Raw genomic sequence first — 15,019 nt, 5'->3', positions numbered from 1 at the left:
TCTTTTGTTAACAGGAGGGTAAAAGGTGTTTAAAAATCTATTTGGAAGCCTACAGAAAATCGGGAAATCATTAATGCTTCCAGTGGCGATTCTTCCAGCAGCCGGATTGCTATTAGGAATAGGTAGTGCACTAGAAATAGGATTAATGTCCGAAGCGGGAGATGTCATATTTGCGAACCTAGCACTCATTTTTGCGATCGGGGTAGCAATCGGATTAACAAATGGGGATGGATCAGCTGGTTTAGCTGCCGTGGTCGGGTATTTAATCATGAACGCTACGCTTGGACAGATGGCCATTCTTCGTCATCTGGAAACAACCCCTGTACTCGGAATTAAAACCATCTCAATGGGGGTTTTTGGTGGGATTATCATTGGGGTTGTAGCCGCCTTATTATATAGGAAGTTTCATGATATCGAGCTTCCCCCGTTCCTAGGTTTTTTTGCTGGTAAGCGTTTTGTACCCATTGTTACAGCGGCTTCAGCTTTTATTTTGGGCCTCATTTTTGCATTTGTGTGGCCACCGATTCAAGCAGGAATTGATACATTTTCACACATGGTATTACATGCGAATCTTGCTTTATCGGCCTTTATCTTTGGGGTGATCGAGCGAGCACTGATCCCATTTGGTCTTCACCATATCTGGTACGCACCATTCTGGTTCGAGTTTGGGGAGTATGTGAAATCAACAGGGGAAGTAGTAAAGGGAGATGTTGCTAGATTTTTCGCTGGGGATCCTACAGCAGGAACATTTTTAACAGGGAAGTTTCCATTTATGATGTTTGGTTTACCTGCGGCGGCTCTAGCTATTTACCAAGAGGCTCGTCCAGAAAGAAGAAAAGTGGTTGGAGGAATTATGCTTTCAGGAGCTCTTACTTCCTTTTTAACAGGAATTACAGAGCCAATTGAATTTTCGTTTCTGTTTGTAGCTCCCGTTCTATTTGCAATACACTGTGTGTTTGCGGGTATTTCATTTATGACCATGGCGCTTTTGAATGTAAAGGCAGGGCTTACCTTTTCAGGCGGCGTGATTGATTATCTCCTCTACTGGAAAATAAGTACAAACTCATGGATGATTATTCCAGTTGGTCTTGCTTTTGCTGTAGTCTACTATTTTGGATTCCGGTTTGCGATTCGTACCTGGAATCTGAAGACCCCTGGTCGGGAGGATGAGACGGAAGAGGGGATGGACTTGGATGATGCAGGTGATCACCCTAATTCTCTCGCTTACGGAGTTTTAGAAGCTTTTGGTGGAAAAGATAACTTAACTCATCTGGATGCATGTATTACACGACTCCGTATTCAGGTTCAAGACCCTAAAAAAGTAGACAAAGCGAAATTAAAAGCGCTGGGAGCTGCTGGGGTTTTAGAAGTTGGAAACAATATGCAAGCGATCTTTGGTCCCAAATCGGATCAAATTAAGGAACAAATGAAAGACATTATAGCCGGGAAGAATCCTAAGCCGGTAGAGAAGGTGGAAACTCCAGTCGAAGCAAATGAGACAAGTTCCATCGGGACTGGTTCTGAAACGGAAAGCCTCCTAGCTCCGATGACAGGCAGAGTGTTGCCTCTTAAAGAAGTTCCAGATCCAGTCTTTGCAGATAAGCTGATGGGGGATGGATTTGCGATTGATCCGATAGAAGGAATCGTGGTATCCCCAGTAGATGGAGAAGTCGTAAATCTATTCCCATCGAAACACGCAATCGGCATTCGTTCCCAAAGTGGCCGAGAAATCCTCATCCACATCGGCATTGATACCGTGCAATTAAAGGGAGAAGGATTCACTGCCAAGATCGCACAAGGGGATCATGTCAAAGCGGGGCAAGAACTCGTAACCTTCGATCTCGATTATGTCAGACAACATGCAAAATCAATCATTACCCCAATCGTCTTTACCAACCTTCAAGAACAAAAAATCGAACTAAAGACAACCCAATGTCAAAAAGGACAGCCATTAGCCATTACCGTTCAATAGCAAATGAAAAAAGCACTCAAAAACAGGGTGCTTTTTTCATTGGGAACTCTTTTGTGTTATTCAAATGTATACTTACAGCGGTTCAGTAGAATCATCGAAAAGTCGTACCAAAGTTTCCACCAGATCAAATCGATAATTAGACTATACATGAGTTTCCCTAACATAAATCTCTACATAGGATGAATATGATAAATCATATTCTATAACAAAGGAGTGAAAGCATGTCTCAAGCAAATATACCTAATATTTCACCTAACATAAACATTACCCGAGAAGATGCCGTAAACCTACTACTGTCGTCGATTGCATTAGAAGAACTAGGTCTTAGCCATATCATTAATGCAGAAGGAGAAAAGCTTCAATACGTTCTAGGAACCCTTCCAGGAGTCTCTACTCCTTTTCAACCTTCACTTAGCGACTTACTGACAATCAATGCAAGTGTTCGCGATACCATTAATGCGATTGGAAAGAAAGAATATATCTTAAATGAAAAATTAGAAAATGTACTAGAAACACCTGTTACGATAGGACCTCCAGGACCGCCAGGGCCTCCAGGACCAACAGGGGGACCGCCAGGACCTCAAGGACCTCAGGGACCAGCAGGGACTTCGGGGGTTGCAGGATCAACGGGACCTCAGGGACCAGCAGGGACTTCGGGGGTTGCAGGGTCAACAGGTCCTCAAGGTCCTCAAGGTCCTGTAGGTACCCAAGGTCCTACTGGAGGAATTGCCTCTTCTTATGCAAATGGGGATTCGACATTTAGGAATTATCCTGTAGGAGCAATTACTTCTGTTATATGGGATATCGTTGAATCTGTTGGAACTGGTATTAATATGGCAACCGGTTCTAGTGCGATTGTACTTGATGGAGGTCATAGTTATTTAATTTCGTCGACTATTACTGGTCAACCTGATGGAGGTAACGATGATATTTCGTTATATCAAATACTTTTAGATGGGGCGCCATTGTTCGTACCTTCAAATGGATATATATATGCTGCTAGTAATAGTTCAAGTGTTACAATTGCAAAAACTATTCAAGTTTCTTTGCCGAGTCAAACCCTTAGCACGGCATTTAATGCTTCAGGTGCTTCTGGAGCTGGTCTTGATAATGGAACAGCTAATATTACTATTTTGCAAGTTACTTGATCACGTAGTAAATAAATGATCAAAGGGAGAAGATTCCTTGGTTATTGTATAAGTGGAGGTCAGTCGTAAAAGATTTCATTCAGACACCTAACAGATGATGGGTGTCTTTTTGATGTCCAGGGACGGCGTTGCTCGGTACCCTCTTGCGGGGATGCTTAGTGTAGTTTTTATTTTTTGTTTTATTCGTTGCAGTTATTATTGTATACTAATACAATTGATTAATGGAACAAGAATACCGAAGAACTCAAACGACTGTATCTTTAATCAACTATCATTTTGTTTTCTGTCCACGCTATCGAAGAAAGGTATTGATAAATCAAGTGGAAGAACGATTCAAACAATTCATAGCAGAAATATGCCAAGAAAATAATTGGCTCATTGTGGCAATGGAAGTCATGCCAGATCATTGTCATTTATTCTTGAATTGTCTTCCGACAGATTCCCCATCAGATATCATGGCAAGAGTGAAAGGAGTGACATCTAGACGATTGAGACAAGAATTCAAACATTTGTCGCATCTGCCGAGTCTATGGACACGTTCATTCTTTGTTAGTACAGCAGGCAATGTATCCAGTGATACGATTAAGAGTTATGTAGAAGCACAGAAGAAAAGGGGGTGATCCTATGCCGACGATCACACTACGTTTAGAACTACATAAACCCACTCAATCCAAGCAACAAATCTATCGACAAATGACTTCTGCACCACTGTAAGCAGTGTGACTATATCTGCCATGCGGATCTGAATGGGGCTATTAATATAGCAAAAGCAATATCTGAGTGAGTAGCCTATCATACTGGTAACAGGTATGTCGCCCATGTGGGTACATTTTAACTACATGGGAGGGGGTGATGACACACCCTTAAACGTGAGCGTTGTCTAAAGTTAACCACTCAAGAATCCCATCGACTTTAGTCGTGGGGGTGTCAATATTTATCAGTGTACAGATAGATTGCCCCGGGACTTGGAATACACGAGGAGGGATAATAAAATGATCAACAAATGGCGGCTCATTCCCTATCAACCACACGCTCCGGCATGGAACATGGCGCTAGACGAAGCGATTTTAACAGCCATCAGTGAAAACCAAGCTCCACCCACTCTGCGATTTTATGGTTGGAATCCAGCAACCCTTAGTATTGGATATTTCCAACGATCTGAAAAAGAGGTTAATCTAGAGCGATTGAAGGAGCTAGGCTGGGGTTTTGTTCGCAGAATGACAGGCGGCAGAGCTGTTCTACACGACTCTGAACTAACTTATAGCATCATTGCCCCAGAAACGCATCCATCGGTACGAGGGAGCGTGTCAGAGTCCTACCGCTATCTAAGCCAAGGTCTGCTTCGTGGTTATCAAAACTTAGGGATAGAAGCAAAGCTTGCCCCACCTGCCAAAGCTTTCTCACTACTCCATTCAGCGGCTTGCTTTGATGCTCCGTCTGATTACGAATTGGTCATTCATGGACGAAAAGCGGCTGGGAGTGCTCAAGTTCGCCAAAAAGGGGTCGCTTTGCAACACGGTTCTATTTTGCTAGATCTTGATACAGATCGATTATTTGAGGTGCTAACATTTCCTACAGAAGAGATTCGTGTTACAAGAAAGCAAGAACTGGAGCAAAAGGCGATTTCGATTCATCAATGCGGCTCACAGCGGTTTCACATACTAGAGGTTGAGAATGCTTTTACACAAGGGTTTATTGAAGGGTTAGAACTGAATGCAGAAGTAGGGCGACTTAGCTCCTATGAGGAAGAAATGGCGTATCAACTAGTTCGAGAGAAATACGCAAATGACGATTGGAATTACAAGCGATAGCCTTTCACTTCTCTGATTTTCACTACTCCATTCTTATTTGTGGAAAATTGTTCACATTATAATATTTCTACAGCTAAACAATAACTTGATTTTTAATATACTTAAGTTTAGGATGGAGATGATTCCCGAATAATTTATTTGTATTTATATTCTATCATTATCACTTCTAAAAATTTGTTGTGTGAGGGTGGTACTACCGTTGGCTAAATCATTTCACTCTCCATTTGTGAAGAGGTTTCAAGTAGAAGATGAGATTCAATTTTCATCTGGGAAGCTTTTGCAGGCACGTACTCACGCAGGCAAACGTGTATTTCTCCAAAGCATTCCAATAGAAGGTCAAACCTTGCCCGAGGATTTTCGAGAGCTTGCGCTAAAGTTTCAACATCCTCATCTTGCCCCGATTATTGATGTAATGGTGGACGAGCATGAGGTCATTCTGGTTCATGCCCCCTTTTCAGGTGAACCACTTCCATTGCTCGTGACAAAAGAGCGCCCCATGAAACCATTAAAAGCGCTAAAAGTAGCAAAGAGCTTGCTACAAACCATTCGCGAGCTACAACGCAGAAACTTTCCGCTTCGAACAACGCTCGATCCGAAAAATATTTTATTAAGTGGATCGGAGCCTTTGCTCTTATTCTATTATTTACATGATGAAATCAAAGTACAGCGTGATCAGAAGTGGCGAGATCTCCTATTCTTCCTTCTTACAGGTTATCAACCCTCCAAGAACCCGAAAAATAACAAATTATTCTTGGAAAATAACCTAATTCCTCGTAAATTACAAAAACTTGCTTTGAAGTCGTGGAAGACCAAAGTGAGTCTGGAGGAAGTGATTGGGCAAGTAGATAAGTTGCTGAAAGATCGAAGTTTGGAGTCTGGGCGAAAACCAGGCGGACTGCGTAAAGTATTCATGTCGACTGCTGTAGCACTCATTTTGATTGCAACAGGTGCACTGGTTGGAAATTATTATTTAAATGAATCAGATGCCAAAGACCCTGTTAAGAATGAACAAAAGGCGATTTTTCAGATCAAACCGAACGGCCAGAAGCATGATTTTGCTTCAAAATCAGATTATGCCTTTGATTCGATGGAAGAATCTACTGTATTACAAGGGGAACTTGCTTTTGATGAAACATTTGATGATTTCAAGGCTACGATGGAAAAATCAGATGGGGGACGTTTTGAACTTCTCATTAAACGAGATGGTCAGATTATCTCAGGGTCCTCACAAGGCGCACGTACCACTATGTTTGGATCAAAAGGAGTTCCTTTTATTAAATCAGGTAAGTCGTACGAGTTTTATGTATACCATACCTCACTTGCTCCCGTACGAGTGAAAATAGTGGATAAAGAGACGAAGGAAGCGTTTGTACTTCGAGGGACTAATCCGATACAAGGTGTGTTAAAGCCAGTCTTTACTGCGGGTAAAGGTATAACTCTTCAAAATCCGGGTCTCCAAAAGATTGATGACACTTCCCAAGTAGATAGCGATTTTCTACCCAATCAGCCATGGATGTTAAATACAGGTATTGGAATTGCGAAGGGCTCTGATTTAACGGTCATGCCTAAGACACAGATTGCTATTCCGATCTCAAGTTCATTCACTAACTTCTTAGTAGGACTCACCCAAGATTCAGGTGCTCCATTTGAGATTAAACTCAACTCGGTAGATGGTATTACGTATGTGGTGGAGTGGTCGAACGGAAAAGTATCGTTATTGCGTAACTCAGGTACGAAAATTACGGAAGTAGACTCTACTCCTATACCGAAGTTAGTGAAGAATAAACCGATCGGTTTCTCACTAAATGTTACGAATAGTGATATGGTAATCAACATTAACCAAGGTACAGAGGTAAAGGCAACCTTAGGTTTGTCAGAGAAAACCTCACTATCATTACGTGATTTATTTATTGATAAATCGGCTCAACCATATAAATTGTTGGAAAAATAAATAGCAGATAAATAAGCAAGGGGATCAACAGTCTTCTTGCTTTTTTTTTCGTAGTTAGAGTATTGTGTAGTTGTGAGAAAGGATGGTACTTGTATGGCGATCTTTTCAATTGCGGATTTACATCTATCGTTCCAAAGACCTGTGAACCTGTATGAGATTGATCCGGAGAGAGATATTGGAAAGCCAATGGAGCTGTTTGGCTGGGATCAACATTATCATCGAATTCGAGATTTATGGATTGAGAGAGTAAGTGAAGAAGACACCGTTCTGATCCCAGGAGATATTAGCTGGGCGCTACGCTTGGAAGAGGCCTTATATGATTTCAGGTGGATTGATCAGTTGCCCGGATATAAGGTTTTTTCACCAGGTAATCATGAGTATTATGTACATAGTAAGAAGAAGATTCGTGAAGCACTGCCTGGGCGCATGACATGGCTAGATGCTGATTTTACCATTGTGGAGAAGAAGATAGTTGCTGCCACCCGTGGCTGGATGCTTCCAGGGGATTACGGTTATCAAGAATCCGAAGATCGAAAGATTTACGATAGGCAAGCAGGGAGGCTGAAAATGGCGTTAGAGGCAGGGAGGGAAAAACATCCAGATTTGCCTATTATTGCGATGCTTCACTACCCGCCTTTAACCCAGACAGGAAAAGAATCCAAGTTTTTCGATCTCCTGAAAGAGTATGAGGTTTCCTTATGTGTGTATGGACATCTTCATGGGAAGGCACATGAGGATGCCATTCAAGGGAATGTAGAAGGTGTCGAACTCCGTTTGGTTGCTTGTGATGCTATTCAATTTGGTCCTGTGCCGATTTGGAATGATGATCAGAAAAAAGCCGAGACTTCCTAGCATTCGCTAGATACTCGGCTTTCATCTAATTGATCCATCTCTCTTACTATGCCACGTAATTGTTTGTTTTCGTTTCGTAGTCTTGTAATTTCTTGTCGTAGCTCTTTTAGTTCGCTTACATCTTCTTCGTAACAAATGACGATTTCGTTTAACCACTGATCCACTTCACCTGGGACATAGCCCCAGAAAGACTTATTAAATTTCTTGCTCGGAATATCAGATGGGGTGATTCTCATAAAGCGAATCCTCCTTTGATCTTCATTATAACGGAAATAACAGTTTTTTTGAGGGGTGTTTTTGTAACACTTTCATTGAGCTAATACGTAACATCTGATAAAATGACTCTGGTCGTATTGATTTGAAGGGGTGGTTCATTTGGCAACACCAAGTATGGAAGATTATCTAGAAAATATTTATCAATTAATTGATCAAAAAGGATATGCACGTGTGTCAGACATAGCAGAGGCGTTATCCGTTCACCCCTCGTCAGTTACAAAGATGGTTCAGAAGCTTGATCAAAATAAATATTTGGTTTATGAAAAATATCGTGGTTTGGTTTTAACGGCTAAGGGTAAAAAAATAGGAAAGCGCCTAGTAGACAGGCATCAATTATTAGAGAAGTTTCTTCGCTTAATTGGAGTACGTGAGGAATTTGTTTATCAGGATGTGGAAGGGATTGAACACCATCTTAGTTGGGATTCCATCACCTGTGTGGAGAACTTAGTTGCCTATCTCGAAAGTAATCCAGAAGTGGTCAAATTTCTCATATCTACAAAAGTTGCTGAAGAGACTACAGAGCAAGATGAATAAATTAATCCTCGGAAGTCCTGTTCCAAGGGTTTTTTTCATACACATGAATAAATCATTCTTTTCTTGAAGAGGTGAGTCATGTGTGGGCAGATGCAGTATTTGAGGGTGGCGGTGTAAAAGGAATTGGGCTTGTCGGAGCATTATCGGTGGCTGAGAAAAAGGGATACAAATGGAAAAACGTAGCAGGGACCTCTGCTGGATCGATGATCGCGGCCCTTATTGCGGCCGGGTATACAGCAGAGGAGCTTCATCAGCTTCTCCTTGATCTGGACTTTACATCGTTTTTACCGAAGACATTATACCATCGCATCCCTTATGTCGGTCCAGCCCTGCGTATGTGGATTAAAAAAGGGATTTACTCGGGTGATGCACTAGAACAATGGCTAGAATGTCGATTGGCTGAGAAGGGGGTTCGGACCTTTGGTGATTTGCAGGACGTTGGTTTGAAAATTATTGCCTCAGATATCACACAAAAAATGCTCATGATTCTACCAGACGATCTTGCTAGTTATGGCCATGATCCAGCAACGTTTTCAGTTGCAAAAGCGGTTCGGATGAGTTGTAGTATTCCTTTCTTCTTTGATCCTGAGATGTTGTATCATGCACCTTCTGGGAAGTATAGTTGTATTGTAGACGGAGGGGTGCTAAGTAATTTTCCTATTTGGATTTTTGATTCAGACTGCCCTCGTTGGCCTACTTTTGGCTTTGATTTAAATAATCCAACAAAAGAGACGAAGGGATCAGTTGCAGAAGTCCCAGGACCATTAAACATGTTTTTATCCTTGTTTTATACGATGATGGACGCTTATGATAACCGTTATATTCGGTCAAAGGATCAGATTCGTACGATCTCCGTACCTACACTGGGGATTAAAATAACTGATTTTTCTTTAAGTAAGGATAAGAAAGATACCCTCTATCAATCTGGGATGAAAGCAGGAGAAGCGTTCTTCGAGGGTTGGACATTTGATTCCTATTTACAAGCACGTGGCAAAAGTCGTTCCACCCAGATCAACTTTGGGAAAAATGATGAGCCACCACTTCAGAAAGGAAGTTAATATGAATCAGAATGATGAAAAAGGTCTTGAGAATGGAATTAAACTAATCACGAGTGATCAGCTAAATACACTACCTATCTCGATCCGAGAATGGGTGATGCATCAAAAAGTACATTCTGGGCTTCATAAGATTCAGATGGAGGATGAAGAATACACACTGATCTCACTTGGAATGAGGCCTAATCCTGGGTACCAATTGCAGGTAACCAATATTGTACAACAAGATAATCAGGTGAAGGTGGAAGTAACTGAGCATGAGCCAACCCCAGGTACGTTTTATCCACAGATGATTGTGTACCCCTTTGTCTTGACGAAAAGTGATGTGCCCATTAATGTGGAAGGCCTTAATCATGTCCATACGAAAAACCCCCAGTCTAAGTGAGACTAGGGGGTTTTTTCTAGAATTTGCGATGTTTTTTCGAGCCATCTATCACTTTAAATCGATGTGATTTTTTCTTTCGTTTGGTTGATGTTGCGGGAACATGCCCACTTATTCTTTGTAACCAAATAGGAGGCTTCTTATATAGATAAAAGATGATCCCGATAATTCCGATCAACCCTACTACATTCCAAAAGGATTCACGCAGTGCTGACATGATCCCGATGGCGACTAACCCTAATATGAGGATGGTTCCAACTGAAAGTCTTTTGGAGATATTCACGCTACCACCACTTTCGTAAAGGTCGTGTTACATTTCGATGGAAGAAGCATGATTCAAGGGAACTTGTTTGGCTTTTACTTCACTGTCCAAGTCAAGCATGCGCTTAAATGAGGTGATGGCTACTTCTACCTGCTCATCATTTGGTTCTTTTGTAGTAAGTAATTGAAGCCATAATCCAGGATATCCTAAGTACTTGAGTACAGGGACATTGCGAAGCGCATTGGTAAAGCGTAAAGCCTCATAAGATAGCATAATTACGAGTGGAAGTAGCTCTAAACGTATAATCATCCGATCCCACATATCGTCATATTGGAAAAAGGAGTATACAATTACCCCCACCAATATGGTCAGAATCATAAAACTACTACCACATCGATAGTGAAGTCTAGAATGTTTTTGAACATTTTCTACTGTCAATTCTTCCCCATGTTCATAAGCGGTAATCACTTTATGCTCAGCTCCATGGTATTGGAAGACTCGTTTGATGATGGGTGTTTGCGATATGATCCAAAGGTATGAGAAGAGTAAGATCGTCTTGATTGCCCCTTCTATTAGATTCTGGAGAATCAGATTCGTTACTAATCCATCAAATAAAAAGCTGGCTAGCATCGCAGGGACAAGCGTGAAGATTACTTTCCCCACAATAAAGGACAGAATCCCAACTACTGCTACACCTAACCACATAGATAACTTGGAAGAGAAAGTCTCTTTTGTATCATGGACTTGCTCAGGATTTTCATCTAAATCATACTGTTCAGTAGCAAATTGAAGGTGTTTTGCACCAGATGCACTTGCTTCAATGAGCCCGATCAAACCCCTAACAAAAGGAATTTTTTTCACTTTCGAGAGGAGGGGTTGTTCCTTTTTTTGTACTTCAAATGTTTCGATTGCTCCGTTTTTACGTCTAACTGCTGTAACCAGACTATATTGCCCTTGAAACATAACTCCTTCTACTACTGCCTGACCACCATATGCTATGGGTTGTTCAGCCACGAAATCTGGCACCACCTTTGTATCATGTGTATTAAATTGTGAGCTTTGTAAGTATCTCCATTTTATCACAGAAAGGAAATATCCGATATGGAGGTTGGACAAATCGCTAAATCCATGAGAAAATATACTCTTACAGGGGTGTTCGTAGATGACAAGAGTACTGATCCTTCATGGCCCGAATTTAAACCGTTTGGGCAAACGCGAGCCGGAGGTTTATGGCTTTGAAACATTGGATAAAATCAACCAAAGATTACAAAAAATAGGTGACCGTTTGGCGTTTTCCGTTGTTACGAAACAGTCTAATTTTGAGGGTGAACTCATTACGGCGATTCATGAAGCAGAAGGAAATTTTGATTACATAATATGTAACCCAGGGGCTTATACTCATACAAGTTATGCCATCCGAGATGCGATTGCATCGGTAGAAGTTCCTGTCATTGAAGTGCATTTATCTAATATTCATGCTAGAGAAGAATTTCGTAAGCAATCTGTAACTGCGCCTGTCTGTATCGGACAAATTAGTGGATTTGGATCATATAGCTATGATCTCGCTTTACAAGCGATTCGAGAATTGATCTAGCATAACCGAACATACTAGGAGTGAGACTCATGGAAAAACGGCTAGAAAGCTTACGGAGAGAGATGATGAGTCAAGGGATCGAGGTCTATTTGATCACCAATCCTTATAATCGTAGATATATCACTGGTTTTACTGGTTCTAGTGGTGTGGCGATTGTGACGGAAAAGGATGCTGTATTTATCACAGACTTTCGTTATATCGACCAAGTAAGAGCAGAGTGTCCACATTTTCGTCTGGAACTCCAATCATCACTAGATATTTGGCACACGGTTCGAGAAAATCTCAAAAAGATAGGTCTCAAAAAGGTAAGTTTTGAGGCAACTCATATGACGTTTGCTCAATTCCAAGCTTTATCCCAAGGTGATTCTTCGATTGAATACATATCTGCTCCACAAATTATAGAAGAATTACGCATGGTAAAAAGTGATGAAGAGCTAACCATTATCCGCCATGCGGCTACGATTGCAGACCGCACTTTTGAACAGATCATTCAATATATTAAACCGGGGTTGAAGGAATCAGAGGTCCAACTTCGACTGAAGGTACTGATGATGGAGATGGGAGCAACGGGTCCATCTTTTGATATCATTGTGGCATCTGGCTGGAGAGGAGCATTACCACACGGGGTGGCAAGTGATAAAGTGATTGAAAAGGGTGATCTTGTTACCCTTGATTTTGGAGCTGCCTATCAAGGATATGCTTCTGACCTTACTCGTACCGTTATGGTTGGAAAGCCAAACGAGAAACAAAAGGAAATTTATGATATTGTATTAGAGGCAGAACGAAAGGCTGTAGATGCTCTTCGTCCAGGTATGACAGGGATTGAGGCTGATTCAGTAGCTCGTGATTTGATTACTGAGCGAGGTTATGGCGCACACTTTGGGCATGGGACTGGGCATGGAATTGGGCTGGAAGTTCATGAGGGTCCTAGACTCTCTCAAGCAGCCTCTAATGTTTTAAAGCCTGGAAACGTCGTAACGGTGGAACCAGGAATTTATCTCTCTGATTTCGGTGGAGTCCGTATTGAAGATGATGTTCTGATTACGGGATCAGGGCACGAGGTATTAACTCATTGTACTAAGGAACTTATAATTCTCTAGATCTTTGTTTTCATCAGGAGGAACGATGGATGATTAGTGTAAATGATTTTCGTACAGGTTTAACAATTGAAATTGATGGTGACATTTATTCCGTTCTTGAATTCCAACACGTAAAACCAGGAAAAGGTGCTGCATTTGTTAGATCTAAGTTACGTAACCTTCGTAACGGAAATATTACAGAGAAAACGTTTCGTGGCGGTGAGAAAGTAGCTAAGGCGTTGATTGAAACTCGCCGAATGAGCTATTTGTATGAATCTGGCGGTGAATACACGTTCATGGATAATGAAACTTATGATCAAATCTCATTGCCAGCAGAGCGCTTAGAGTATGAACTAAATTTTCTACAAGAAAACATGGAAGTTCAAATCGTTACCTATGAGCATGAAACGATTGGAATCCAACTACCTAACACAGTAGAGCTGGAAGTTGTTGAAACCGATCCTGGAATCCGTGGGGATACAGCGACAGGTGGCAATAAGCCTGCTACGTTATCTACTGGATTTGTTGTTACGGTTCCGCTCTTTATCAATCGAGGCGATCGCCTTGTAATAGACACCCGCAATGGTCAATACGTTTCACGTGCATAATAGTAAAAATAGCCTTAACTCGGATGATCCGGGTTAAGGCTATTTTTGATTCATAATCGTGACAAATGATTTTGATTACGGTGTTCTTATTTTTCGTTCTTAATAATAAGACCAACTAATCCAGGGCCTGCATGAACCACAAGTGCGGGACTCACATTCCCTACATAAATATCCGCGATATTATCGCCTAGTTGACGAATTCGGTCTGCCAATGCCTCTGCTTCTTTTTCAGCACGTCCTTGTACAATGGCAATACTTGCTTTAGCCGAGTCAACGTGATTTTGTACTAAATGGTAAAGTTTTTTCATTGCTTGCTTTTTTCCGCGAGCAACTGTAAGGGGGAAATACTTACCATCATCATCTACTGAAATAATGGGTTTTACATTTAGCATAGAGCCGAAAAGGGCTGACACTCGTCCGATTCGTCCGCCTGCTTTTAGGTACTCTAATGTATCCACTACAAAGTAAGCAGAAATTTGCTTCTTCATCGCTTCGATCTTCTGGACAATTTCGCCGAAATCAAGCTTTTCGCGGACTAGTTTAGAGGCTTCTATTACTTGATAACCTAATGCCCAGGAAAGGTATTTAGAATCAATAACGTGTATATGAAGATCATCAAACTCGTTTGCTATTAATTTAAATGTATTATAAGTTCCGCTTAATCCAGAGGATACACTAATGACAAGACAATGGGTAAATCCTTCAGAACGGACTTTTTCAAACGTGGCATAAATATCTTCTGGTGAAGGCATGGAGGTAGTTGGAACTTCTATTTCAAGTCGCTGATAAATATCGGCTGCTTCAATATCAATTCCATCTCGAAATTCTCCCGATTTATAGATAACACGAAGTGGTACAACGGAAACACCTAGCTTTGCAACTAGGTCTTTCGGTAGGTCACACGAACTGTCAGTAATAATGGCAATTTTGGACAATAGAAAAACCCCCTTGACTGCCCTAAGTATACGTGAGTTTTTCTAGGGACTCAAGAAAAATGTGTATGACTTTATATGTCTTTAGAAGTAGGAGGTTTTAATGCCACCATATTCGGAGCACGCCCATAAAAAATGCAGTAATCCCAGCTGCCATTAGGGGGCCAACAGGGATGCCTCGCAAGAAAATAATTCCAAAGATAGATCCGATTACGAGTCCTACTACTAATTGAGGATCTACACGTAGTAAGTCTAGTCCTTTTCCATTCATATAAGTAGCAAGTGCTCCGCCAATGCAAGCTAAAATCCCAGCGGGGGAAGTGAATACGTCCACAACTTGTTGCCACGTTATTTTTCCAGATACAAATGGAACCAATACAGCAATGGTTAAGAATAATAATCCAAGTTCTAGTCCGCGTCGCTCGATACCGTCAAAAAAACGTTCAAGATGAAGAAGTTTTAAAATAAGGAGAAAACTGGCCGCAGTAGCAATAATGGGGGAACGGCCCAATAACCCGATCACGATTAGGACTACAATAATAAGATCTGCTTTCATGTCGCGC

Annotated in this window: 17 protein-coding genes and 1 pseudogene; 13 read left to right on the top strand and 5 right to left on the bottom strand. The window is 41.3% G+C overall.

Going from position 1 to position 15,019, the window contains the following annotated elements; genetic code table 11:
• Positions 1-25 precede the first annotated feature (25 nt).
• From ptsG to BT147_RS01945, 7 genes and pseudogenes are all read left to right on the top strand, one after another.
• Complete coding sequence (gene ptsG, locus BT147_RS01975) at positions 26-1,972, top strand: glucose-specific PTS transporter subunit IIBC (RefSeq protein ID WP_072330368.1); 1,947 nt, start codon at positions 26-28, stop codon at positions 1,970-1,972.
• A 221-nt stretch (positions 1,973-2,193) separates the two neighbouring features.
• Complete coding sequence (locus BT147_RS15370; protein WP_072330366.1) at positions 2,194-3,120, top strand: collagen-like triple helix repeat-containing protein; 927 nt, start codon at positions 2,194-2,196, stop codon at positions 3,118-3,120.
• 221 nt (positions 3,121-3,341) lie between these two features.
• On the top strand, positions 3,342-3,740 hold the full coding sequence (gene tnpA / locus BT147_RS01965) for an IS200/IS605 family transposase (protein WP_072330364.1): 399 nt from the start codon (positions 3,342-3,344) through the stop codon (positions 3,738-3,740).
• An 89-nt stretch (positions 3,741-3,829) separates the two neighbouring features.
• Positions 3,830-4,004: pseudogene (locus BT147_RS16025) on the top strand (RNA-guided endonuclease TnpB family protein); the annotation flags it as partial.
• Between the two features lie 111 nt (positions 4,005-4,115).
• Positions 4,116-4,931: an octanoyltransferase LipM gene (gene lipM, locus BT147_RS01955; protein ID WP_286118978.1), complete on the top strand. Its 816-nt coding sequence runs from the start codon at positions 4,116-4,118 to the stop codon at positions 4,929-4,931.
• Positions 4,932-5,130: 199 nt separating this feature from the next.
• Positions 5,131-6,882, top strand: a complete 1,752-nt coding sequence (locus BT147_RS01950) for a serine/threonine-protein kinase (RefSeq protein WP_072330360.1) — start codon at positions 5,131-5,133, stop codon at positions 6,880-6,882.
• Positions 6,883-6,975: 93 nt separating this feature from the next.
• Positions 6,976-7,734: a metallophosphoesterase gene (locus tag BT147_RS01945; protein WP_072330358.1), complete on the top strand. Its 759-nt coding sequence runs from the start codon at positions 6,976-6,978 to the stop codon at positions 7,732-7,734.
• Here BT147_RS01945 and BT147_RS01940 read toward each other — a convergent pair.
• Positions 7,731-7,970, bottom strand: a complete 240-nt coding sequence (locus BT147_RS01940) for a DivIVA domain-containing protein (RefSeq protein WP_072330356.1) — start codon at positions 7,968-7,970, stop codon at positions 7,731-7,733. The two genes, BT147_RS01945 and BT147_RS01940, sit on opposite strands and share 4 nt — an antisense overlap.
• A 139-nt stretch (positions 7,971-8,109) precedes the next feature.
• Between BT147_RS01940 and mntR the strand changes: the two genes are divergently transcribed.
• The 3 genes from mntR to BT147_RS01925 all read left to right on the top strand — a co-directional run bounded on the left by mntR (position 8,110) and on the right by BT147_RS01925 (position 9,984).
• Complete coding sequence (mntR, locus tag BT147_RS01935) at positions 8,110-8,544, top strand: transcriptional regulator MntR (RefSeq protein ID WP_072330354.1); 435 nt, start codon at positions 8,110-8,112, stop codon at positions 8,542-8,544.
• 80 nt (positions 8,545-8,624) lie between these two features.
• Positions 8,625-9,602, top strand: coding sequence for a patatin-like phospholipase family protein (locus tag BT147_RS01930; RefSeq protein WP_072330352.1), 978 nt, complete (start codon positions 8,625-8,627; stop codon positions 9,600-9,602).
• A 1-nt stretch (position 9,603) separates the two neighbouring features.
• Positions 9,604-9,984, top strand: coding sequence for a protease complex subunit PrcB family protein (locus tag BT147_RS01925; RefSeq protein WP_072330350.1), 381 nt, complete (start codon positions 9,604-9,606; stop codon positions 9,982-9,984).
• Positions 9,985-10,000: 16 nt separating this feature from the next.
• Here BT147_RS01925 and BT147_RS01920 read toward each other — a convergent pair whose 3' ends face one another.
• Together BT147_RS01920 and BT147_RS01915 are read right to left on the bottom strand one after the other, a co-directional pair.
• Positions 10,001-10,264 (bottom strand): hypothetical protein, encoded by a 264-nt coding sequence (locus BT147_RS01920; RefSeq protein ID WP_072330348.1) that lies wholly within the window; start codon positions 10,262-10,264, stop codon positions 10,001-10,003.
• Between the two features lie 27 nt (positions 10,265-10,291).
• Complete coding sequence (locus BT147_RS01915; RefSeq protein ID WP_083426338.1) at positions 10,292-11,206, bottom strand: DUF1385 domain-containing protein; 915 nt, start codon at positions 11,204-11,206, stop codon at positions 10,292-10,294.
• A 199-nt stretch (positions 11,207-11,405) separates the two neighbouring features.
• On the opposite strand from BT147_RS01915, the gene aroQ reads away from it, so the two are divergent.
• The 3 genes from aroQ to efp are packed head-to-tail and all read left to right on the top strand — an operon-like array spanning position 11,406 to position 13,524.
• Positions 11,406-11,837 carry a type II 3-dehydroquinate dehydratase gene (gene aroQ / locus BT147_RS01910; RefSeq protein WP_072330344.1) on the top strand — a complete coding sequence of 144 codons (432 nt, stop codon included), beginning with the start codon at positions 11,406-11,408 and terminating at the stop codon, positions 11,835-11,837.
• 29 nt (positions 11,838-11,866) lie between these two features.
• Positions 11,867-12,937 carry a M24 family metallopeptidase gene (locus BT147_RS01905; protein WP_072330342.1) on the top strand — a complete coding sequence of 357 codons (1,071 nt, stop codon included), beginning with the start codon at positions 11,867-11,869 and terminating at the stop codon, positions 12,935-12,937.
• 29 nt (positions 12,938-12,966) lie between these two features.
• Positions 12,967-13,524, top strand: coding sequence for an elongation factor P (efp, locus tag BT147_RS01900; protein WP_072330340.1), 558 nt, complete (start codon positions 12,967-12,969; stop codon positions 13,522-13,524).
• An 86-nt stretch (positions 13,525-13,610) separates the two neighbouring features.
• On the opposite strand, the gene BT147_RS01895 is transcribed toward efp, so the two are convergent.
• Together BT147_RS01895 and BT147_RS01890 are read right to left on the bottom strand one after the other, a co-directional pair.
• On the bottom strand, positions 13,611-14,459 hold the full coding sequence (locus BT147_RS01895) for a DegV family protein (protein WP_072330338.1): 849 nt from the start codon (positions 14,457-14,459) through the stop codon (positions 13,611-13,613).
• Positions 14,460-14,556: 97 nt separating this feature from the next.
• Complete coding sequence (locus BT147_RS01890) at positions 14,557-15,012, bottom strand: DUF441 domain-containing protein (protein WP_072330336.1); 456 nt, start codon at positions 15,010-15,012, stop codon at positions 14,557-14,559.
• Positions 15,013-15,019 lie beyond the last annotated feature (7 nt).

Source organism: Thermoactinomyces sp. DSM 45891 (genome assembly GCF_900119485.1).
GTDB lineage: Bacteria > Bacillota > Bacilli > Thermoactinomycetales > Thermoactinomycetaceae > Baia.
The sequence above is the reverse complement of the archived record's forward strand: the minus strand, read 5'-3'. Positions and strand labels throughout refer to the sequence as shown.